Annotated in this window: 18 protein-coding genes and 1 riboswitch; of the genes, 14 read left to right on the top strand and 4 right to left on the bottom strand. The window is 37.1% G+C overall.

Annotated elements, in window-relative coordinates; genetic code table 11:
* Positions 1-202: 202 nt before the first annotated feature.
* Entirely contained in the window at positions 203-1,486 is a 1,284-nt protein-coding gene (locus BLQ56_RS02865) for a Gfo/Idh/MocA family oxidoreductase (protein ID WP_090849690.1), read from the top strand.
* Between the two features lie 118 nt (positions 1,487-1,604).
* Here BLQ56_RS02865 and BLQ56_RS02860 read toward each other — a convergent pair whose 3' ends face one another.
* Entirely contained in the window at positions 1,605-3,128 is a 1,524-nt protein-coding gene (locus BLQ56_RS02860; protein WP_090849688.1) for a multicopper oxidase family protein, read from the bottom strand.
* A 278-nt stretch (positions 3,129-3,406) separates the two neighbouring features.
* Here BLQ56_RS02860 and BLQ56_RS02855 point away from each other — a divergent pair, with 278 nt between their 5' ends.
* The 8 genes from BLQ56_RS02855 to BLQ56_RS24010 all read left to right on the top strand — a co-directional run bounded on the left by BLQ56_RS02855 (position 3,407) and on the right by BLQ56_RS24010 (position 16,575).
* On the top strand, positions 3,407-3,823 hold the full coding sequence (locus BLQ56_RS02855; protein WP_338011837.1) for a CBO0543 family protein: 417 nt from the start codon (positions 3,407-3,409) through the stop codon (positions 3,821-3,823).
* A 245-nt stretch (positions 3,824-4,068) separates the two neighbouring features.
* A complete protein-coding gene (locus BLQ56_RS02850; protein ID WP_090849686.1) occupies positions 4,069-5,661 on the top strand; it encodes an ATP-binding protein in 1,593 nt (530 codons plus the stop codon).
* A 12-nt stretch (positions 5,662-5,673) separates the two neighbouring features.
* The gene (locus BLQ56_RS02845) at positions 5,674-6,357 is read left to right on the top strand and encodes a response regulator (protein ID WP_090849684.1); all 684 of its coding nucleotides are present in this window, start codon (positions 5,674-5,676) and stop codon (positions 6,355-6,357) included.
* A 179-nt stretch (positions 6,358-6,536) separates the two neighbouring features.
* Positions 6,537-7,544 (top strand): tripartite tricarboxylate transporter substrate binding protein, encoded by a 1,008-nt coding sequence (locus tag BLQ56_RS02840; RefSeq protein ID WP_090849682.1) that lies wholly within the window; start codon positions 6,537-6,539, stop codon positions 7,542-7,544.
* A gap of 60 nt (positions 7,545-7,604) precedes the next feature.
* Entirely contained in the window at positions 7,605-8,063 is a 459-nt protein-coding gene (locus BLQ56_RS02835) for a tripartite tricarboxylate transporter TctB family protein (protein ID WP_090849680.1), read from the top strand.
* A gap of 13 nt (positions 8,064-8,076) precedes the next feature.
* Positions 8,077-9,591, top strand: a complete 1,515-nt coding sequence (locus BLQ56_RS02830; protein WP_090849679.1) for a tripartite tricarboxylate transporter permease — start codon at positions 8,077-8,079, stop codon at positions 9,589-9,591.
* Between the two features lie 21 nt (positions 9,592-9,612).
* Positions 9,613-11,046 (top strand): NAD-dependent malic enzyme, encoded by a 1,434-nt coding sequence (locus BLQ56_RS02825; RefSeq protein WP_238457148.1) that lies wholly within the window; start codon positions 9,613-9,615, stop codon positions 11,044-11,046.
* A 426-nt stretch (positions 11,047-11,472) separates the two neighbouring features.
* Complete coding sequence (locus BLQ56_RS24010) at positions 11,473-16,575, top strand: rhamnogalacturonan lyase family protein (protein ID WP_090849677.1); 5,103 nt, start codon at positions 11,473-11,475, stop codon at positions 16,573-16,575.
* 75 nt (positions 16,576-16,650) lie between these two features.
* Here BLQ56_RS24010 and BLQ56_RS02815 read toward each other — a convergent pair whose 3' ends face one another.
* Positions 16,651-17,202 (bottom strand): cysteine hydrolase family protein, encoded by a 552-nt coding sequence (locus BLQ56_RS02815; protein WP_090849675.1) that lies wholly within the window; start codon positions 17,200-17,202, stop codon positions 16,651-16,653.
* 179 nt (positions 17,203-17,381) lie between these two features.
* Between BLQ56_RS02815 and BLQ56_RS02810 the strand changes: the two genes are divergently transcribed.
* Positions 17,382-17,801, top strand: coding sequence for an Lrp/AsnC family transcriptional regulator (locus tag BLQ56_RS02810; protein WP_090849673.1), 420 nt, complete (start codon positions 17,382-17,384; stop codon positions 17,799-17,801).
* Between the two features lie 287 nt (positions 17,802-18,088).
* Here BLQ56_RS02810 and BLQ56_RS02805 read toward each other — a convergent pair whose 3' ends face one another.
* A complete protein-coding gene (locus tag BLQ56_RS02805) occupies positions 18,089-18,391 on the bottom strand; it encodes a hypothetical protein (RefSeq protein ID WP_090849672.1) in 303 nt (100 codons plus the stop codon).
* Positions 18,392-18,780: 389 nt separating this feature from the next.
* On the opposite strand from BLQ56_RS02805, the gene BLQ56_RS02800 reads away from it, so the two are divergent.
* The 4 genes from BLQ56_RS02800 (at position 18,781) to BLQ56_RS02785 (ending at position 21,525) form a co-directional block, all read left to right on the top strand.
* A complete protein-coding gene (locus BLQ56_RS02800) occupies positions 18,781-19,164 on the top strand; it encodes a hypothetical protein (protein ID WP_090849670.1) in 384 nt (127 codons plus the stop codon).
* A gap of 28 nt (positions 19,165-19,192) precedes the next feature.
* The gene (locus tag BLQ56_RS02795; RefSeq protein WP_090849668.1) at positions 19,193-20,314 is read left to right on the top strand and encodes an NADH-dependent flavin oxidoreductase; all 1,122 of its coding nucleotides are present in this window, start codon (positions 19,193-19,195) and stop codon (positions 20,312-20,314) included.
* A gap of 113 nt (positions 20,315-20,427) precedes the next feature.
* Entirely contained in the window at positions 20,428-20,841 is a 414-nt protein-coding gene (locus tag BLQ56_RS02790) for an RrF2 family transcriptional regulator (RefSeq protein WP_090849666.1), read from the top strand.
* Between the two features lie 258 nt (positions 20,842-21,099).
* Positions 21,100-21,187: riboswitch (cyclic di-GMP riboswitch) on the top strand.
* A gap of 11 nt (positions 21,188-21,198) precedes the next feature.
* Positions 21,199-21,525, top strand: coding sequence for a hypothetical protein (locus BLQ56_RS02785; protein ID WP_090849664.1), 327 nt, complete (start codon positions 21,199-21,201; stop codon positions 21,523-21,525).
* A gap of 203 nt (positions 21,526-21,728) precedes the next feature.
* On the opposite strand, the gene BLQ56_RS02780 is transcribed toward BLQ56_RS02785, so the two are convergent.
* Positions 21,729-22,631 (bottom strand): S16 family serine protease, encoded by a 903-nt coding sequence (locus BLQ56_RS02780; RefSeq protein ID WP_090849662.1) that lies wholly within the window; start codon positions 22,629-22,631, stop codon positions 21,729-21,731.
* Between the last annotated feature and the right edge of the window lie 65 nt (positions 22,632-22,696).

Raw genomic sequence — 22,696 nt, 5'->3', positions numbered from 1 at the left:
TGAATTGGGGGAGGATGATTAAGTCATCGTCCCTCATATATTTTTAACTTCACTGAAATTTATGAAAAAACCACGGTTTTTTATATATAAAGGAATAAACTCCTTACATATAATTAGGGGAGGGAAAAGTCTAGATTGTGTAAGTAATAATTAAAGCGCATTCATTTAATCCAGGGAAATAATAGATAAGGAGTTTTTACTTATGACAAAAAGATATGTGTTAATTGGAACTGGCGGGAGAGCCGAATATTTTTATGGTTCAGTTGTACGTGATTTTGGAGAAACGAGTGAACTTGTCGCTTTTTGTGATAGTAATCAAACGAGAATGAATTATGCGAACCGCCTATTAGAGGAGAAATATAACCATCCACAGGTTGCAACATATCTTGCACATGAATTTGAGAAAATGATTGAGATTGAAAAGCCTGATTCGGTAATCGTTACGACTGTGGATCGAACTCATCATACATATATCATTAAAGCGTTAGAACTTGGGTGTGATGTGGTAACAGAAAAACCGATGACAATCGATGCCCAGAAATGTCAGGAAATAATTGATGCTGTGAAAAGAACCGGTAGAAATGTACGTGTATCTTTTAATTATCGTTATGCCCCACATAATACGAAAATAAGAGAGTTAATAAATAATGGTGCAATTGGTGAAGTGTTTTCGGTAAATTTCGAATGGGCTTTAAATACCCAGCATGGAGCAGATTACTTTAGAAGATGGCATCGTGATAAGCGAAATAGTGGTGGACTGTTAGTTCATAAATCAACACATCATTTTGATTTAGTGAACTTTTGGTTAGGAACGACTCCAGAGACTGTTTATGCTCAAGGTGGATTGCGTTTTTATGGCAGGGAAAATGCAGAAGCAAGAGGTGTAACGAACTTTTATCAACGAGCACATGGAAGTGAAATTGCCAAGGATGATCCATTTGCGATTCAGTTAGAAGAAAATGAGCATTTGAAGGCGATGTATCTGGATGCAGAAGTAGAAGATGGGTATCAACGTGATCAAAGTGTATTCGGGGATGGCATTAGTATTGAGGATACTTTAGGAGTTATGGTCAAATATAAAAATAAAGCAATATTGAATTATTCATTAAATGCATATTTACCTTGGGAAGGTTATACTGTGGCGTTTAACGGAAGTAAGGGAAGAATTGAAGTTCGTGTGGTTGAGCAATCTTATATAAATTCAGGTGGCAAGAAAGAGGATGAAGGTAAATTAGAGCAAATGTCAATTATTGTAATGCCGATGTTTGATACGCCATATGAGGTAGAGGTTGAAGAAGGTTTAGGTGGCCATGGTGGTGGTGACCCAATTCTTTTACAAGATCTGTTTGGTACACCAATTGAGGATGAATTCAATCGTGCTGCCTCTCATGTTGATGGAGCAATGTCGATTCTTACAGGGATTGCGGGGAATATCTCGTTGAATACAGGGCAGCCTGTGAAGGTAGATGAATTAATTAAATTTTGATTTACGGGTAGCTTGTTTTGTCACTTTGAACGTGTTTACAACGAAAAGAAGGTGTACCTTTTGGTGCACCTTTTTGCGCTGAAACTAATAAATGAATGAGGCAGGGGAACCGTCCCCACTATTCAATGACTTTAAATGGACGCATCATGTCATGGTCTTCGTGCTCTAATATATGGCAATGCCATACATAGTTGCCTGTGAATGGTCCGTATTTTCCGATTACACGTGTTATATGCCCTGATGTTGCTTTTATAGTGTCTTTCCAGCCGCGTTCATTTGGTTCAGGTGGTTTTGGTGCACCGGTGAATATGATTTGACCATCCTCATTGTATCGGTCTAAATCAAATGGTTGTCGTTCTAAGACTTGAAATTGAATGAGATGAATGTGCATTGGATGGGCAAAGGCGGTTGTATTAATAAATGACCAAATTTCTGTCGTCCCTAAACGAGGCTTTTCTGTGATAGGATCAGCCCACCGTTTATTGTTCAGTAAGAGTAAAGGTCTTCCATATTCATCTTGAGAGCCTACAAGTTTCAAATTTCTATACGCGGAAATTTGATTAGCTCTTAGGGAAGGGATGGTTGATAATCTTTTAGGAATCACACTCTTATCTTGCTCTTTAAGCGGTTTTGATACGATAAACTTCATCACTTCATCTGTTTCATTTTCAGGATCTGCATTTGGTCCAAGGTTGTTTCTTAATATAATGTCTTTACCCTCATACTTTGAGAAGTCAAGGATGATATCCATACGTTCTGAAGGTTCAATCGTTATCATATTTAACTTAACTGGTTTTTCCAAGAGACCACCATCTGACCCGATTTGATAGAAAGGCTGTTCAGAGTCTAGGTGTAATTGGTATCCACGAGTATTGGATGCATTTAACATGCGAAAACGATATTTACGAGGTTCAACTTTCAGAAATGGCCAAACCTTGCCGTTTACAAGAATCGTATCTCCGAAAAATGCTGGAACAACAGATGGGTTTGGTAAATCCTCTGATGCATTATCAGGTTGTTTTGGATATGAAAGGGAACCATCTCGATTAAATGATTTGTCCTGAATAATAAGTGGGATTTCATATTCTCCAGATGGTAGATTCAGTGATTTTTCATATTTATCACGGATGATATATGCACCTGCTAAACCTGCATAGTTGTTGAGTCTTGTAGTCCCCATCGCATGGTCATGATACCAAAGCATGGTTGCTCTTTGTTGATTAAGATATTCATAAACTTCTCTTTCAAAAAACGGACCAACCTCAGCATAGTTTCGTGTAAACCACGCCTCAGGGTAACCATCACTAGGTGGAGGTGTTTCTCCGCCATGCAAATGTGTCACGGTTCGAACCTCAGGGAGGTCTGGCATAAGAAAGGACTTATCAACAGGAAGAAAATGTCTGCTTGGAAGGTTGTTTACCCATTTTACTTTGATAGGCTCATCTTGAATAACGTCTAAGGTTGGACCTGGCACTTGCCGATTATATCCCCACAATCTTGTAGGAGGTAGGTCTCTGTGTAATTTTTGAAAAAATTCCTCCATTGTTATTTCATAATAATCTCCGTCTGCTTCTCTGCGATTCGGTTTTAATGCTGCCAAAATAGGCAACTGATCAACAAACTTTTCGAGTTTTGGACTCATATTTCTCACCTCTTGTATTTATTTATTACTACAGTTAATGACAAGAGCTTAGTTTATGGAAGGGCATATATAATGATTATCGAACTTTTAGGTGCGTAGGGACGGTTCTCATGTCTCATTTTCGTTTCGTAACAAAATATAAAAACTACACAGTGTTTAAATTCTGTACCAGTAATGAGACACGAGAACCGTCCCGATGTATCAAACTCACTTTAATGTGGCAAAATATACTTATTATGGAATTCTATATTCTTGTCGGATTGTTACTTCTGGGTGTTGTGCTTTTGGTCTTTGCGTTGAGAAGACCGCTAATACTTCATTCTCTTCTTGTTTTCTTTGTTACTGCCTATTTCACAACTATAATTGGGGTTATAGTTGTTGAGGAAAAAATGATAGAGTACCCAGTAAGTTTTCTGGATCACTATTTTGATTCAAGTCTGTTGTTTGAATACTTTCTTTTTCCAATTGTAAACATATACTTTTATCAAATGACCTATGAGTCTCAATGGATAGGTGTTATCGTTAAGGCAACTTTATTATCAGCCATTTTGACTTTGATTGAGTATTTATTTGAAGTGTTTACCGATTTAATTGAGTATCATACATGGACATGGGTTCTGTCTTTTATCGGAATGTTTCTCTTTCTTCTATCTATGAGGGGACTCATGGGAATGATTAGAAATTTTTCTAGATAGGCGTTTTGCTTTGACTTAGTAGAAATTCATACAAATGAAAAAGAGAAGAGGATATTCAAAATACTTTGAATATCCTCTTATTTTTGTCCAAATGCGTGTTTTTTGAGTGGAATAAAGGGTTTTCTATCTAATTAAACATGGTCGTATAAGGCATGAGACACGAGAACCGTCCCCACCTGACGTAGACAGTGTTTTAAAAATATTCTAAAATATAGATGGATGGATTTATGTTTGGGGAGGGGAATATGAAAAAGAAAAAGGTGAGGGTTTCATTACAAACAAAGATCGTTGGGCTCATTGTTTCTCTTCTCATTTTTATAACAGTCCTACTAACGGGGATTTTTGTTTATTTAGAGTATCAACAAACGAAAGAAAGTATGGGGAATCAAGCACTACAGATTGCCACAACCGTTTCATTGATGCCAGCAATCAGAAATGGCATGGTGGATAAGGATCCAGAATTGACGATCCAACCGATGGTTGAAACGATAAGAAAGCAAGTAGGAGCTGAATTTATCGTTATCGGTAATGATGCCAGTATACGATATTCCCATCCTGATGTAGAAAAAATCGGGAAGACAATGGTTGGAGATGATAATGATTCTGCCCTTTTGTTTGGAGAATATTACATATCGGAAGCAGTAGGAACACTTGGTCCATCATTAAGAGGAAAGGCTCCAATATATGATGATCTAGGAAATATTACAGGAATTGTTTCGGTAGGATTTTTAATAGAAGATATTCAAGCGATTGTTTTCGACAGGATTCAAAAAATTGCCTATTTTGCATTCTTTGTTTTAGGAATTGGTATTTTAGGTGGAGTATTTCTTGCAAGAAATATTCGGAAAGATATCTTAGGATTGGAACCGCATGAAATCGCTTCCTTGTACCGAGAGCGTAATGCCATTCTTAATTCGATTAAGGAAGGGATTATTGCGATCGATGATCAAGGGTATATTACCATGCTTAACCCATCTGCTCAAAACATTTTAGGAATTAATGAGCAATCAAAACATAAAAAGATAGATGAAATACTTGATAATTTAGAAATTTATCGAGTCTTAGAAACGGGAGTTCCTGAAAAAAATATTGAGGTTCTCCTGAGAAATCGTCAAGTCATCGTAAATCGGACACCTATACTAGAGAATAATAGAGTAATAGGAGTTGTATCTAGCTTCCGCGATAAAACAGAAGTAAATGAAATGCTCGATACATTAAGTCAAGTGCAAAAATACTCGGAAGATCTTCGAGCACAAACACATGAATACACGAATAAATTATATGTGCTATCAGGATTAATGCAACTAGGAAAATATGAGGAAGCTATTGAACTTATTCAAATTGAATCAAGCAATCATAATATGCAAAATAAGATTCTCTTTGAACAGATACATGATAGTAAGATCCAGGCAATTCTTTTAGGAAAGGTTGGAAAGGCCTCAGAGAAGAAAATACAGTTTACGATTGATGAAAATAGTTCAATAAATACACTGCCTAAGCACATTAACATTTCTCAAATGATTACGATTGTAGGAAACTTAATCGACAATTCGTTTGAAGCGGTGGAAATGAAAGAGAAGAAAGTTGTGACCTTTTTTGTCACAGATATGGGCAAAGATATTATTATTGAAGTGAATGATCAGGGAAACGGTATACCTGATAAGGATATTCGTAAAGTATTTGAATTTGGATATTCTACAAAGTCCTCTTCAAATAGAGGATATGGCTTAGCCTTGGTGAATCAAACAGTGAATGAGCTGAAGGGTACGATTGAAATTGTGTCAGAAAAAGAGAAGGGTACCATATTTACCGTCTATTTACCAAAAGTCATTGCATAAGGGGGGATTTCTTTGATCAAAATAATCATCGTGGAAGATGACTATCGTGTTGCTTCCATTCACGAACAATTTCTCGCCATGATAGAAGATGTTAGAGTGGTAGGGAAAGCCCTTAATGCTGGAGAAGCTATGAAACTACTTGAGGAGCATACAACTAACCTACTTCTATTAGATAATTATATGCCAGATAAACTTGGTGCTACTCTTTTGCCAGAGATACGACTGAAATTTCCTCATGTCGATATTATTATGATTACAGCAGCCACTGAAAGAGAATTTGTAGAGACATCAATTAGAAATGGCGTTATTGATTATATAATTAAACCTGTAACGATTGAACGATTTTCTCAAGCTATTGAAAAATATAGAAAAAGAAACAAAATGTTAGCTAATGTAAGAGAGCTTGATCAAAAACAAGTGGATCAATTCCTAAGTTTTCAATCATCAGCTTTAGTAGAATCTGAGGTTAGCCAGTTACCAAAGGGAATAGATCCTTTAACCCTCCAAAAGGTAAAAGAAACCTTAACTGGTCTTCCTGTTGGAATAAATGCTGAGGAGCTAGGCCTAGAATTAGGTGCTTCCAGGACAACTGCGAGAAGATATTTGGAGTATTTGATTTCAATTGGTGAGGCAAAAGCAGAATTAGAATATGGCATTGTGGGAAGACCAGAGCGAAAGTACTATATTGTTTATTAAGGGTGGTTCATTGTGAATCATCTTTTTTTGTGACGCTTTCTTGAACTTTATGAACAAAATGTGCAGAAGGGTTTTTATGATAGTTATTTTGTAAACGGTTACAAATGTGATTTTGTTTTATAAAATTGTGTTCAAGAAGGAGTTTGAGAGATAAGTAGAAAACTTAGGGGGAGATCGAAATGAAAAGAATGTTATCAATTGCTACAGCTATTGGTTTGCTATTAACGAGTGCGGCATGTTCGAGCAACGAATCTGCTGGAAATAATACGGAAACAGGAGAATGGTCACCAACAAAACCGATTGAGGTAGTCGCGCCTGCTGGTGCTGGAGGTGGTTGGGATACGACTGCTCGAATGGTTACTCAAACATTTGAACAAGAAGGAATCATAGATAAAAGATTACCAGTTGTTAATAAGCCAGGTGGTGGTGGAGCAGTTGGGTGGGCTTATGTGTCCCAAAAGGAAGGGAATCCACATCATATGTTTGTCGCTTCACCTCCACTACTTTTAGTGCCATTAAATGGCCAGTCAGAATATGGTTTTAGAGATTTCACGCCAATAGCAAATGTGATTGCGGATTATGCTGCATTTGCTGTACGTGCTGATGCAAAATGGAATAACTTAAATGAACTATTTGAGGATATGAAGAAAGATCCTTCTAGTGTAACAGTTATAGGAGTATCTTCGCCAGGTAGTATGGATCACATTCAATTCGTTAAAATTGCAAAGGCAGCAGGTGTTGATATTAAGAAAATTAAATACGTTTCTGATCAGGATGGCGGTGCATTAACGGCATTACTAAATGGAAGTGTGGATGTCTATTCAGCAGGAACCGCTGAAACAGTGGAACAAGTGAAGGCAGGGAAAATTAAGGTTCTTGGTATCACGTCTGAAGAAAGACTTGAAGGTGAAGTATTAGAAGATTTCGCTACTGCAAAGGAACAAGGAATCGATGAGACATTTGTGAACTGGAGAGGTTTTTTTGGACCTCCAAATATGACTGAAGCAGAACTGGCTTATTATCAAGAGAAGTTTGAAGAGTTAAATCAGACTTCAGCATGGGATGATATAAGGAAAAAATATGGTTGGAATGAATTATATATGAGTGGGGATGAATACAAAACATTTCTTGAACAGGAAGAACAAGAAATGAAAGTATTAATTGATGAGCTTGGATTAGGAAACTAACTATTAATAGAAAGTCAATGTTTGATAGCATTGACTTTCTTACTATATGGAGGGAAAAAGATGTTAAAGCCTATTCAACGGAAAATCGCACTTGTTCTAGCATTATTTTCAATCATTTATATATCATTAAGTTTTCAGCTACCATCCTATCCATATGCACCTGTAGATGCAGATGCTATACCAAAAACTTTAGGATTTCTATTACTACTTTTGGCAGTTTGTTTATTTTTCAGTAAAAAAATAGAAACAGAGATGGAAAGACAAAAACGCACATTTCCTAAAAAAGATCTATATATATTACTTGGTGTTTGCGCTTTTATCCTAATGTATATCTTTTTACTAGAGATCATTGGCTTTGTCATCATGACAACATTATTCATCTTCTTCTGCTCGTGGTTTCTTGGATATAAGAACTTTAAAGTGAATTCAATTGTTTCAATTGGTTTTTCGATCACACTTTATTTTTTATTTAGTTATCTTTTACAAATAAATCTTCCATCAGGGATATTGCCAGTTTAAAGGAGTGAGATGAATGGGGTCGTTTGAAGGAATATTAACTGGATTTCAAGTTGCTTTTAGCATAGAAGGTTTGTTATTTGTTTTTCTAGGAGTCTTTATTGGAACGTTTATTGGAATGATGCCTGGCTTAGGTCCAATTAGCGCAATCGCGATCATGATTCCTGTCACTTATAGCATGGAGCCGTCGTTGGCGCTGGTTATGATGGCAGGTGTTTATTATGGGGCAGTCTTTGGCGGATCAACATCTTCTATTCTATTAAATGCACCAGGAATATCAGGTACAGTCGCAACAGCCTTTGATGGCTATCCGATGGCTCAACAAGGTAAAGCAGGTAAAGCCTTAGCGATTGCTGCAATTTCTTCGTTTACCGGTGGTACGGTCAGTGTTTTATTACTGATGCTATTTACGCCATTACTTGCCTCAGTTGCAGTCGTATTTGGACCTGTTGAATATTTTGCCTTAATGTTAATGGGGCTAACTGCCATTTCAAGCTTATCAGAGGGCTCTACTTTAAAAGCAATGATCTCAGCTGTTCTAGGATTTATCATTGTAACAATAGGGATTGATGGGCAGACGGGAACTGCAAGATTTACATTCGGGAATCCGAATTTATTAGAAGGTATCGATTTTTTAATCATAGCCCTTGGGTTATTTGCACTTGCAGAGGTGTGTATGCTGATTTTTAACCGACATGATGATTCAATTACTAATCAAAAAAATCTAGGTAGTTTGAAGCTTACAAAGGCGGACTTCAAAGAAATGAGAGGGCCGATGGCAAGACAATCAGTATTAGGCTTTATTTTAGGTGTATTACCTGGAGCAGGTGCAACCATCGCTTCATTTATAGGGTACATTACGGAAAAGAAAATATCAAAAAATCCAGATGAGTTTGGGAAAGGTTCTGTAAAGGGTCTTGCGGCACCAGAAACAGCAAATAATGCGGCAACAGGTGGAGCGTTTGTTCCCCTGTTAAGCTTAGGAATTCCAGGCTCAGGGACCACTGCAGTCCTGTTAGGTGCATTTTTAGTCATGGGAATTCAGCCGGGACCTTTATTGGTTCAAGATAATCCGGAGGTATTTTGGGGAATAATAGCTAGTATGTATGTAGGGAACGTGTTTTTATTAATCTTAAATTTACCGTTAGTCCCTTATATTGCAAAGGTGTTGAAAATTCCTCGTCCGTTGTTAATCTCACTAGTGATCATTTTTAGTTTAATTGGAGTCTATGCACTTAGCTTTAATGTATTTGATTTATATCTATTATTAGTGTTTGGTTTAGTCGGATTTTTAATGCGAATTTTCTCATTTCCAGCTCCTCCGTTTATTTTAGCCTTTATTTTAGGAGGAATGATGGAGCAATCATTACGCCAATCACTCACCATTTCAAATGGTAGCTTAATGATTTTTGTCCAAAGTCCAATTGCCTTAACATTAATAATCGTTGGATTGCTTTCATTCATCGTCCCATTTTTTAAAAATAAGAAAAAGAATGCGAGCATTGTTTCAGATATCTCACTCAAAAAATAGATTAAATGGGGGATGAGCTTCATGTCAGATGTTAAAAATTCAAGTATGAATATTGTTATACGAATTCAGATTGATAAGACTCAAATTACATTTAGTGATATCGCAAAGGAAATCGGTGAAGCTGGTGGGGATATTGTCGGAATTGATGTCATTTCCTCAAGTAAGACACATACGATTCGTGATATTACGATCAATGTAAATGATCAGAAGCATTCGCATTTAATAACAGAGAGATTGAAATCTATAGAAGGAATCAATGTCATGTCTGTTTCTGATCGTACATTTCTACTACATCTCGGCGGGAAAATTGAAATTCAATCTAAGAACCCAATCAAGAACCGTGATGATCTATCTCGAGTGTATACACCTGGTGTTGCTCAAGTATGCAAAGCCATCTCTGAAGAACCTAATAAGGCTTACTCGCTAACTATTAAAAGAAATACAGTGGCTGTGGTTTCAGATGGGACAGCTGTACTTGGTCTTGGTGATATTGGTCCATTAGCTGCTATGCCTGTAATGGAAGGAAAAGCGATGTTATTTAAGCAAATGGGGGAGGTCGATGCCTTTCCGATTTGCTTAGATACAAAGGATACAGAGGAAATCATTCAAATCGTCAAATCCATTGCCCCTGCATTTGGTGGAATAAATTTAGAGGATATTGCTTCACCTAGGTGTTTTGAGATTGAAAAACGCTTAAAGGAAGAGCTTGATATACCTGTATTTCATGATGATCAACATGGAACTGCGGTAGTGATTTTAGCGGGATTAATCAATGCATTAAAGCTGACAGGGAAGAAGTTAAGTGAAATAAAGGTTGTGTTAACTGGAATCGGAGCAGCAGGAACTGCGTGTGCAAAAATCTTAATAGGAGCCGGGGTGAAAAATCTCATAGGTGTCGACCGCAATGGAGCGCTTCACCGAGGAGAAAAGTATAGTAATCCTAATTGGACAGAATTTGCAAATCTCACAAACCCTGATAATTTAAGTGGAAGTTTATCAGATGTGATTGAAGGGGCAGATGTATTTATTGGAGTGTCTGCACCGGGGATATTAACAGTGGATCATTTAAAGAAAATGGCAAATGATCCAATTGTGTTTGCGATGGCAAATCCTAATCCCGAAATTGATCCAGAACTGGCAGAACCTCATGTAAGAGTCATCGCAACAGGCAGATCTGATTATCCAAATCAAATCAACAATGTTTTGTGTTTCCCAGGAATCTTTAGAGGAGCCCTCGATTGTCGTGCTCGAGTCATCAACGAAGAAATGAAAATAGCTGCAGCAGAAGCAATCGCAAGTGTAGTATCAGAGAATGAACTAAATGAGACCTATATTATCCCAAGTGTATTTAATCAGAAGGTTGTAGAAAAAGTAAGAGAAGCTGTGATCAAAGCGGCCTACCAAACCGAAGTTGCAAGAAAAGATCCTCTCCGAGTCGAAAGTCAGCTTTCGTGAAACAAGGGGACGGTTCTAATGTGTCAAAATTGCGATTATAATCACCTTTGTTTGTAGTTGTTGGAAAACATTGAATAAGCTGTCTTCGAGGATAGCAAACAATTAGTTAAAAGGCATAACTAGTAAATTCCACTAGGTATGCCTTTTAATGTTTGCTTGCATCCAGAAATTGGCATATGGAATGAGACACGAGAACCGTCCCCATTAACCAACAAATAGTGACAGAGATCTTTGTGAGTATGTGGTTTTTTGACAGTTGTCTCCCTGATTTTTAAACGTTTAAATCTGTTTTTTTTATATCTTAAAAAGGTAGTAATGTTTATAGTTTCTTATGAAAGGGTTTTCAAAGCATTACTAGGAGGTGACTAGTGACAACTAGATTCTACATAAGGGAACTATATTTTCTAGGAAGAGGGTAGTGCACTTATGAGTAAGAGGAGAAAAGCTAGGCAGTATGTAGCGATATTTTTATCAGCCTTAATGGTATTTTTAAGTATACCAATGAATCCACCAGCTGCGCAGGCGGAAGAAGATTTAATCACTAAGAAATTTGATTTTGGAACATCATCAAGTCCAGTGCAGGATGGTTATGTAAAAGTGGCAGGTGACACAGGTTATTCCAAAGAGTTAACCTATGGATTTAGTGATGTGAGTAAAGTGAGCTCAGGAGATAATGAAACTGCTGATGCATTAAAGAGAGATTATATCTCCACTTTAGAATCTCCGTTTTTAATTGACTTACCGAATGGCGATTATACGGTTACGGTGATCGCTGGTGATGACAGCAAAGCGACTAATATGGGAATGAAGGTTGAAAATATACAGAAAATTCAAAACACGGATATAGCTGCTGGCCAGTTTATTGACCGTACCTTTGATATAGCGATCGTAGATGGTCAATTAAGTGTTGAGTTTACTACAAATACAACAGATGTTAATGTAGCAAGAATAAATGGACTCATTATTCAAGAACTTCCAAAGAGAACTGCTAGTGAAATTCCTTCAGTCTATATTGCAGGAGATTCTACTGTTCAGACCTATGATGAATACTGGAAACCAGAAGCTGGATGGGGTCAAATGATTGATCGTTTCTTCACTTCTGATATAAAGTTTCTTAACCATTCTATTGGTGGTAGAAGTTCAAAATCCTTTATTTTTGAAGGTAGACTAGATAGCATTTTAAGAGAAATTAAACCGAATGATTTTTTCCTTATTCAATTTGGTCATAACGATGCAACAATTAGTAGACCGGAACGATATGCGAGTGTTCCAGACTACAAAGAGTTTTTAAAAACGTATATTAATGGTGCTCGTCAAAGAGGGGCAACACCAATCTTAGTTACGCCAGTGGGAAGAAGATCTTTTAACTCTGAAACTGGTAAGTTTAATGTGAGTTTTCCAGAGTATGTACAAGGGATGAAGGAAGTGGCAGAAGAGCTTGATGTCGATCTTGTAGACCTTAGTACACTTAGTCGTGAATACTATGACACGATTGGACCAGAAGGAACATTGTCAGTATTTTTACATACTCCACCGGGAGTGTATACTGCTTTTCCTAACGGTTCCCAAGATGATACACACTTTCAAGAGTATGGGGCAATCCAAATTGCTCGCCTGTTATCAGGTGGAATTAAAGGGTTAAATAATGAACTTTCTCCGTATGTGGCAGATGTTGAACTGCCGGCTGAAGTTCCAACGAAACCAACAGGTGTTACTGCTAGTAGTGTTAGTAATGCAGGAGCTTTATTATCTTGGAATGAAGTAGAAGGCGCCGATATTTATAAGGTGTTCCGTAAATTAGCTTCGGAGGATGATTCTGCATACAAACTGGTTGGATCTTCTACGATTCCTAGAGCCTCATTAGCGGGAATGGAAGATGGTAAAAGTTATCATGTCCAGGTTGTAGCGGTGAATGGGCGAGGAGATTCACAACCATCGGACGTTTTGCTGATTAAAACAAAAGAGGCTACACTTAAGTTTGACTTTGGTCCTGTAGGGAGTCCTGTTGCTGAGGGATATACTAATGTTGATTTAAATACGATATACACCCCAGAATTAGGCTATGGGATTAATGATAATAGTGGAATGATTACAAGAGACCGTGGGGATGGAGATACACCTTTACGTGATGTAACCCGAGACTGGCTTGGTTATTTTAGAGTTGGCTGGGAATTTAAAGTAGACGTGCCAAATGGCCTTTATGCTGTGAAAGTATATGTGGCTGATTTCGTTGGTAGTGCAAGAACAGATGTATCGATAGAAGGGAAGAACCTTGGTCCTGTTAATGCAGCTAGTCGAAACTGGACATCAAAGGTATTTTCCGATGTTGCAGTAAGTGATGGGCAAATGAATCTAAGATTTAGTGGTTCAACAGGGATTGCGAACGGTATTGAGCTAACACCAATCTTAATTGCTCCTTCTGAATTAAAGGCTGAAAAAATAATAACTGATCCGGAAAATCCATCAGTGGACCTTACATGGAAGGCTGTTGAAGATGCGGCAAAGTATAATGTATACCGTAAAGTTACTGGAACAAAGGATTTCAAACTTATTAAAACGGTAGAGACCAATCAATTTAACGATAATACTATCGATGTGGGTATGAAATATGATTATGTCGTTACAACCATTGATAATGCAGGTGTAGAGACTGTTCCATCTATGCCATTAACAGTTTCGATGATTGACCCAGACGTTGCTGTTCCAAGTGCACCTGTAAATCTTAAACTAGGTGATGTGAACAAAAATGATCTAACTTTTAGTTGGGACAAGACAGAGGGTGCGCAAACCTACAATGTTTATCGTGCCAAAAAGAAAGATGGTACGTACCAGTTAGTTGGGAAAACAAAAGGAACATCTTATAAGGATGATACAGTTTTAACAACAATTAAGTACTATTACAAGGTTTCTGCTGTAAGTGCAGGAGGAATTTCCGAGCTTTCTGACAGCCTAGAAACACCAGCTGTTACTGTATTAAAGAGACAAATGGAGTCCATTGATCGAGGACTTGTTGCGATGAAGACGGAAGATGGTGTTTATCTGAGTTGGAGATTATTTGGGACAGACTCAAAGGATACTAGCTTTAATTTATATCGTAATAAGAAACTGATTAACTCTGAGCCTATCACATCAACAACGAATTATGTTGATAAAGAGGGAACAGTTGAAGACCAATATGAAGTTCGTGCTGTGATTGACGGAGCAGAAAAGAAAACAAAGGATAAAGCAAATGTCCTAAGTAATAATCATTTCGATATTCCGCTTCAAAAACCAGCAGATGGTGTTACACCATTAGGCGATCCATATTCATATCGAGCAAACGATGCAAGTGTCGGTGATTTAGATGGTGATGGAGAATACGAAATCATCCTTAAATGGGATCCGACAAACTCGAAGGATAGCTCACAATCCGGTTATACAGGAAATGTTTATATTGATGCGTATAAGCTAGATGGAACATTAATGTGGCGTATTGATTTAGGGAAAAACATTCGAGCTGGAGCTCACTATACACAATTCCTTGTATATGACTTTGATGGAGATGGAAAGGCCGAGGTTTCATTGAAAACAGCAGATGGAACAATAGATGGCCAGGGCAATGTGATTGGTCGTGCAGAAGCTGATCACCGCTATACATCAGGGTATGTTTTACAAGGAGATGAGTTCTTAACGGTCTTTGAAGGCGCGACAGGGAAAGAACTAGTAACCACTGATTACCATCCACCACGTGGTGATGTATCTTCATGGGGAGATTCCTATGGAAACCGTGTTGATCGTTTCTTAGCTGGTGTGGCGTATTTGGATGGAGAACAGCCAAGTATTATTATGGCTCGTGGTTATTATACAAGAACGGTTGTTTCGGCTTACAACTACCGTGATGGAAAGCTAACGAAGCTTTGGACGTTTGACACAAATCAGGAAGAGTATAATGACTGGGTTGGTCAAGGATATCATAGCTTAAGTGTGGCTGATGTGGATCATGATGGGAAAGACGAGATTGTCTATGGACAAATGACAATTGATGATGATGGAACAGGGCTATACAATACGGGCTTAGGTCATGGTGATGCATTACATGTAAGTGATTTGGATCCTACAAGACCAGGTCAAGAAATCTTTGCAGTTCAAGAAAATAAGGCTGCTGAATTCGGATATGACCTTCGTGATGCAGAAACTGGAGAAGTCATCTGGGGTGTGAAAACTGGTGAGGATACAGGACGTGGAATGACGGCTGATATTGATCCGAACTATCCTGGTGCAGAGGCTTGGGCGATTTCAGGCGCATGGAACAGCACAACTGGTGGGCTATATTCAGTAAAAGGTGAGAAAATCTCTGAGAATATCCCTTCATCAAACTTTGGAATTTGGTGGGATGGAGATTTACAACGTGAGCTACTTGACCATAAGTGGGATGCTGCGAGCGGTGTAGGTACTGGAACGATTGACAAGTGGGATTATAACAATAAGAAGCTAGTAAACTTAGTAACTGCAGATGGAACGTTCTCAAACAATTCAACAAAGGGTACACCTTCATTATCAGCAGATATTTTGGGAGACTGGAGAGAAGAAGCAATCTGGAGAACAGAGGATAGTTCTGCTTTAAGAGTCTTCATGACAACAGATGTGACAGAACATAAGATTTATACGTTAATGCACGATTCACAGTATCGACTAGCAATTTCATGGCAAAATGTCGGTTACAACCAACCACCACATCCAAGCTTCTTCATTGGACATGGGATGGAAGAACCACCAACCGCTAATATTTATCTAGTTTCAGCTAAAAAGCCAGATGTTACAGCTCCTGAAACAACACATGAAATTGTAGGAGAAGCGCACAATGACTGGTATCGTGAAACAGTAACAGTTAACTTGACGGCAACTGATAGCGAATCAGAGGTTGATGGAACATACTTCACAATCAATGATGGTGAGACTCAGACTGGAAATTCAGTTGTTCTTGAGGAAGAGGGGAAATATACCATCCAATTCTGGAGCGAGGATGAAGTTGGTAATGTTGAAGAAAAGAAAGAAGTGGGAATTAACATTGATCGAACAGCACCGGCTATTCAATTCTCAGTTGAAAATGGTACAGAATTTGGAATTGACGAAGTTGTAACGTTCTCTTGTACGGCTGAAGATGCTTTATCAGGTATTGAATCTAGTACTTGTGAAGAAATCTCAGAGCAAGCATACAAGCTTGGACTTGGTGAACATACATTTAATGTTGAAGCTGTAGACGTAGCTGGCAACCAATCTAGTGCAGCTGTTACAATTACTGTGACGGTGAACTATGATAGTCTAGGTAAATTAACAGAAACTTTCTTAACCGAAAATGGTCATGAAAATTCTGTTCCATATCTATCAAAATTAGAAGCCGCTAAAGCTGCTTCTGAAAGAGGAAATATAAAAGCACAAGCCGGTCCGACTAAGGCATATATAAATCACGTAAAGGCTCAAACAAATAAACAAATAACAGAAGAGCAATCTGGGTACTTAATTAAGTTCGCAGAGCATTTAGTCAAATAGGGACGGTTCTCATGTCTCAAATTTGAAGCAGATGGTAAACGTGGGGGTTAGTCCCCACGTTTTTTCTGCCTTTTTTTATGTAAGAAATTCTTTAATATAAGACTCTGTTGTTAAAACTGTAGCAAATTCCTTATGAATGGTTGCAAGTGATACATGATGAATGGTTTCTGCTTCTATATAGTGATTGTGATGATCATACAAACCGAATGTTGCCGTTGCATCAGATAATAGGAAGGTTGTATAGCCTAAGTTCCCACTCATTCTAGTAGAAGTAGAAACACAGTGGGCCGTAGTCAAACCTGTAATAACTAGCTCTGTAATTCCTTTTGATAATAGATAGTCTTCAAGATTCGTTTCTATAAAAGCGCTATTTACCTCTTTTGTAATCACCTTTTCGCCATCTAAAGGACGAACCATGTCTTTGATTTTGAAACCAGGGTTTTGAGGATGGAATAGTGAATCAGGATTCTTTGATGTGTGTTGGATATAAATGACTTCTTGCTTTGTTTTTCTCCACAGAGATAAAAGAATGCGAATGTTTTCCTCTGCTTGTAGGTTATTACGCACGCCCCATTTAGGACTGTTAAAAGCTTCTTGAACATCTATTATGATTAGTGCTCTCTTCATTTTATTACTCTCCTTCAGTTCGCATGGTGTTTCTGGCTTTGGTTGCTTCACCAATTCTCCACTATATTCTATTGGAAAAAAATAATCAGAGATATACTATTTTTAAGGAATTAGAACTGCTATTCTTAAAAAAAGAAGGAAATTAGTTGGGTAAAATGAATGATTGAAGGTGAGCACTTATGGATCAAGTAAATAGCGAAATAGTGGGTATACTTCAAATGGATGGAAGGATATCGATGACTGAGTTAGGAAAGAAAGTGAATCTGTCCACACCTGCTGTGGTTGAGCGAGTTCGAAAACTAGAGGAACAAGGAATAATAGAAGGGTACAAAGCTCAAATTAACCCTGCTAAAATGGGTAAGGGAGTAAAAGCCTTTGTATTAGTAGAAACTCATCGATGCAAAGCGTTTAGAGAATTTTGTAAGGAAAATCCATTGGTCATTGAATGTCACAGATTAACGGGACAATATAGTTATCTAGTAAAGATTGTGACAGATACGAATGAGAGTTTAGAAGGATTTATTGATGAAACGATGGACTTTGGGAAACCTTATACGATGATGAATCTTTCTTCGCCTGTAACAGATAAAGTATACTAATCTCCCCTACAATTACTAGAGAGATACACAAAAAAAGAGGCCGAGACAAATGTGTTTTAACTAAATAAAAAGCCGAACATTCATAGATGGTGTAGGAACACCGCTGCTGAAATATACTACGCTTTCCGCGGGAAGCTGGTGAGGTGAGCCTCCTCGGCTTCGCACTGCGGGGTCTCACCGTTGCTTTTCATCCCGCAGGAGTCTACGTATATTTCATCCGCTAAATTTTGATTTGTTCGAACTCAGTTAAACACTTTAATAGTCCCAGCCCTTAGCTTATTATAATTCTATTGAAATACCCCTTCGACAGTTTCATAACGAAGTCTGTCTTTTATCACACGCTCAAATAATAGCTTGGTTGATATGTAATCGATGGCCATGAATAATGGTTCGCACTTTTGAGTCGTCATTACAACTTCTTTAATTTCCTTAATCAATTGTACAGTTCCTTTATATAAATGTAGTAATCTTTCAGTGGATACCTCTTCCAATTGATCTTTTCCACCCAAAACCCTACCGTTTGGAATCTTATTTAAGTGCCATAATGTAATATAGTCGATGAAATCCTTGTCTTGTTTCGTTAATGTCATACTAAAAACTCCTTTTTAAAAATTAACCATAGATATAATTATAATTGAATTTTTTACATTACATAACGAGTTTTTGTCGTGAAATTAAGACAGGAAAACAGGTTTAACGACAGCATTGGAGGGAACTGAGGAGGTAAACTGGTATAGAAGATTTTGAACAGTCTTATTAGTAAGAAAACGGCTTGGTTCAGAGACAATTTCAATTAGGTTTTCAAAAGAAGGACCTGAAGTTCAATTCTTTGACATCACGAACTGTAAAATATATTATTACAGTAATCTTTTAAAAGAGAATTCAATCGTATTCAAGGCTTAAATGTCAAAAAGTTGTTTAAGCTTTATTTTTCAAATGAACTGTATCTTTTTTTATTATATTGAAGGTGGTGGATAAAGTGTTGAAAGGAACCGAGATTATACAAATTGGTAACTGGGTCAAAGGAACAACGAAGAGTGGAGAATTATTTTTAGGCTATATAGAAGATATTCATTCTTTAAATAAAACCGTTAAAGTGAAAGTTGTACATTCAGATCATGACATCGTAGTAGGTAAGACCATTGAAACTCTATCAAGGTTAGTTCAGGGACTGCCATCTGCCGAAACGAATGAAGAAGGTATTCGCGAATTAATTGAATTGTCACTTATAACAAAAGATGAGGATTGGTTTTATGAGCTTCAGGAAAGATTTGTTGCGATAAGAAAAGCATCAAATATCCATAAGCAGAGTATAGCTGTAAAACCAACACAGCATAATAGAATAGATTCTTACCGATTGTAATTGGTTAAGAGAAGAGGAGTGTTAAATGATGAATGAAAACTTTAAGCCTTTATTTGAAAGTATTGATTTTAAAAATGGACTTCAATTAAAAAATCGTGTCGTTATGGCACCTATGACTAACTTTGCCTCACATCCTGATGGCACTGTGTCTGATGAGGAAATTGCATATTATGAGCGTAGATCTAAGGGTGTTGGGATGGTCATCACAGCATGTACGTATGTAACGGCTAATGGAAAAGGATTTCATGGTGAATTTGGTGGACATGATGATAGTATGATTCCAAGTTTTCGCAGACTTGCAAGCAGCATTAAAGCAAAAGGAGCGAAAGCCGTTCTGCAAATTTTTCACGGAGGAAGAGAGTGTCCGACTGAATTAGTACCAAATGGAGAAACAGTTAGTGCAAGTGCGGTAGCAAAAGAGGGTAGTGATGTTACTCCAAGAGCATTAACGGAAAATGAAGTTGAAGAGATGATTACTGCATTCGGCGAAACGACACGCCGAGCTATTGAAGCTGGATTTGATGGTGTTGAGATTCATGGTGCGAACGGTTATCTAATCCACCAGTTCTTTTCACCACATAGCAACCGTCGTGAAGACCGCTTTGGAGGAAGTTTAGAAAAACGTTTAACCTTCCCACTTGCTGTTGTTGACGAAGTTCAAAAAGTTGTAAATGCACATGCAAAGGAACCATTTATTGTCGGTTACCGCTTCTCACCAGAAGAAGAAACGACACCAGGCTTTACGATGGCTGATACGCTAGTGTTAGTTGATGCTCTTGCAGATAAAGGACTTGATTATCTTCATGTTTCTCTTATGGATTTCTGGTCTGAGCCTAGACGTGGTGTTGATACAACAAAACTACGTATTGAGTATTTATTAGAGACAATCGGGAACAGAGTGCCATTTATTGGTGTAGGTTCTATTCATACACCTGAAGAAGCAGTAAAAGCTCTAAGCACAGGCTCAAGCATGGTGGCTCTTGGCCGTGAACTTATTATGGAACCAGACTGGGTAGAGAAAGTCGTTGAAGGAAAAGAAGCAGAGATTGCTACAACCTTGTCTAAAAAAGATCAAGAGAAATTAATCATTCCTGATTATCTTTGGCAAGCGATCATCAATAGTCCTGGATGGTTTCCAGTCGTTGATTAATGGGATTAATGGAAATGCGGTCATTAAATTGACCGCATTTTTTTAAAACTTGAGGAAATGTGGCGTATTAAAGGATATAATAGGTTAACGACTAACGAAGGAGGATGATAAATATGAATAGTAATTTCACACTGGCGATTCATAGTTTAACCCTTCTTGCCCTAAAGCCTGAGAGTATGTCCTCTAGTGATGCAATTGCCGAAAGTGCCAATGTTCATCCGGTACGAATCCGAAAAGTCCTAAGTGTGTTAAAAAAACATGGTTATATCATCTCTAAAGAAGGTACAGGGGGGGGATTTATTTTCGCTCTCAGTCCAGAAGATGTGAACCTCTGGGATATATATAAGATTACGTCAGAAGGGGCGTTGCAACCAAAGTGTCCTGAATCAAATGAAAAGTGTATCGTTGGAGCAAATATGCAGCATGTTCTTTTCAATATCTTCTTAGGGGCAGAGGAACATCTTGGAGTATATCTAAAAAAATACACCATTAAAGAAGTAGTCGAGTTTGTTAATCAGGGTTGTTAAATGGTTTTGATTTAGAATATAAATTTGACAGGGTAGGGGTTGAGAGTTTGAATCTCTATAACAAGTCATCCATTAATGTTGATAAAACTATTCTCATTGATAAAAGGATGGCTTTTTTCATTCATCCTATAATAGGAAACATTAATAGAAAAAACTCCTCCTAGAATGCATTAGTTGTAGATGAAAATTATTTCCTTAAATATTTGTATTGTAAAATTTGTTGAAATAGTATATTTTTATCATGAATGTTTCTAATTTACTTGAAAAAGGCAAACCCATCGAAAGTTGGGGACGCAAAGCTATGGGTCTAACGTGTGAAAATCACTACGACTGCCAAGTTACCGGGGGGAATAATATGTGGTTGACCAAAGAATTGTAGACAGTAATGAATTTTATTCTTTAATAGATAACCTCGACATGTATAAGTCAGAAATATCCTTTGAGAATATTCCAGATTTAAAACTTAAAATAAAAATAGGTAAAAGAGTTTATTTGTTTAATAAAACTTTTATAATAAATACATTAGAGGAAAACTTATCTTACACAGAGAAAGTGCTATTTCTAAAAGATATCGATTTAATTAAAGAAAGAAATAGCAATATCTCAAACTATTTAAAGACGTTTCTAACTGGGGTTACTGTTAGAAAAGAAGCTTTAAGGGATGGATACAAACGTGCTTTATAGTGTTGAATGGGAAGAAAGCTTATACTAGTTGAAAATGAAAAAGAGGGTAAATGGTATTTTACTAAGGATTAAAAAAAACCATTTGTTCTATAATAGTCATATAATATGTAGTTGGTTGTTATATAAAATTAAAGCCTCTAAATTTTGATATATTAAACATGTATGTTCATATTGGGAATTATTTACTATATAGAAAAAACCAGCTATATTTTGTTACTTTCTACTCTATTAAGATCGTTTATGAGTTGAATAGTTTCATCAACATCCGTGACTCCAATTATTTCAATTGGAAGGTTTAATGTTCCTTTAACTTCGTTGGCTTCAGCAAGATTTGCCTTTGGGACAATCATATAAGAGAAGTCATTTTCATTTGCAATCTGTATTTTTTCTTTCATACCTCCAACCTTCTTTACTTCCCCAGTTTTACTAATAGCTCCTGTCACGGCAATTGGGACATTATTTTGAAGCTTACCGTTTTTGGAAAAACTAGATAGTACTATAGCTAAACCAGCACTGCCACCGTCTGAGTTATCTTGAGAATAAAATTCATCAATTTCAGTGTTACTTGTATTTAAATAAGCAGTAACATTTTCGAACGACTTTTCAAATTCACTTTTATATAAACCTATATATTCGAAGATTGCTGTGTTTTTACTTCCATAGATCATATAATTTTTACCAGGAATTATGTCATAAACTCCTTGACTATAAATAAACATGTCTCGTACCTCTTGTTCGTTTTCTACACCACTTATCTGAAAAACATTTACAGATAACATATATATATTAGCTCCTTTAATTAACTCCAATGGGTCACTGTAGCTAGTAACCAAATATACTTTTTCATCAATAAGTATAAGTGGCGACTCGTATATCAGTAACAACAATGATAAAATGGCTGAAAACACAAATGCACGTTTTTCTACTCTTTTTTTCCTAATAATAAACAAGAATATAAGAAATAAGACACTCATTAATAACAGGAAATTTAAAAAGAGTGTACCAGAGATGAAACCAGTAAGATATAAAACTAGTTCAGTTAAATAAAGAAGACTGGTTGCAACAAAGGGGAAATTTTTATCCTTTTTATCAAACTCAATTTTCATTTATCTGTCTCCTATCCCAATCCAACCTTTACCTTATGCCTATAGCAAATTTTATCTCGATATAT

This window comes from Litchfieldia salsa (assembly GCF_900104555.1).
Lineage (GTDB): Bacteria > Bacillota > Bacilli > Bacillales > Bacillaceae_L > Litchfieldia > Litchfieldia salsa.
Note: the sequence above shows the minus strand (reverse complement) of the source record. Positions and strands in the feature narration are given on the sequence as shown.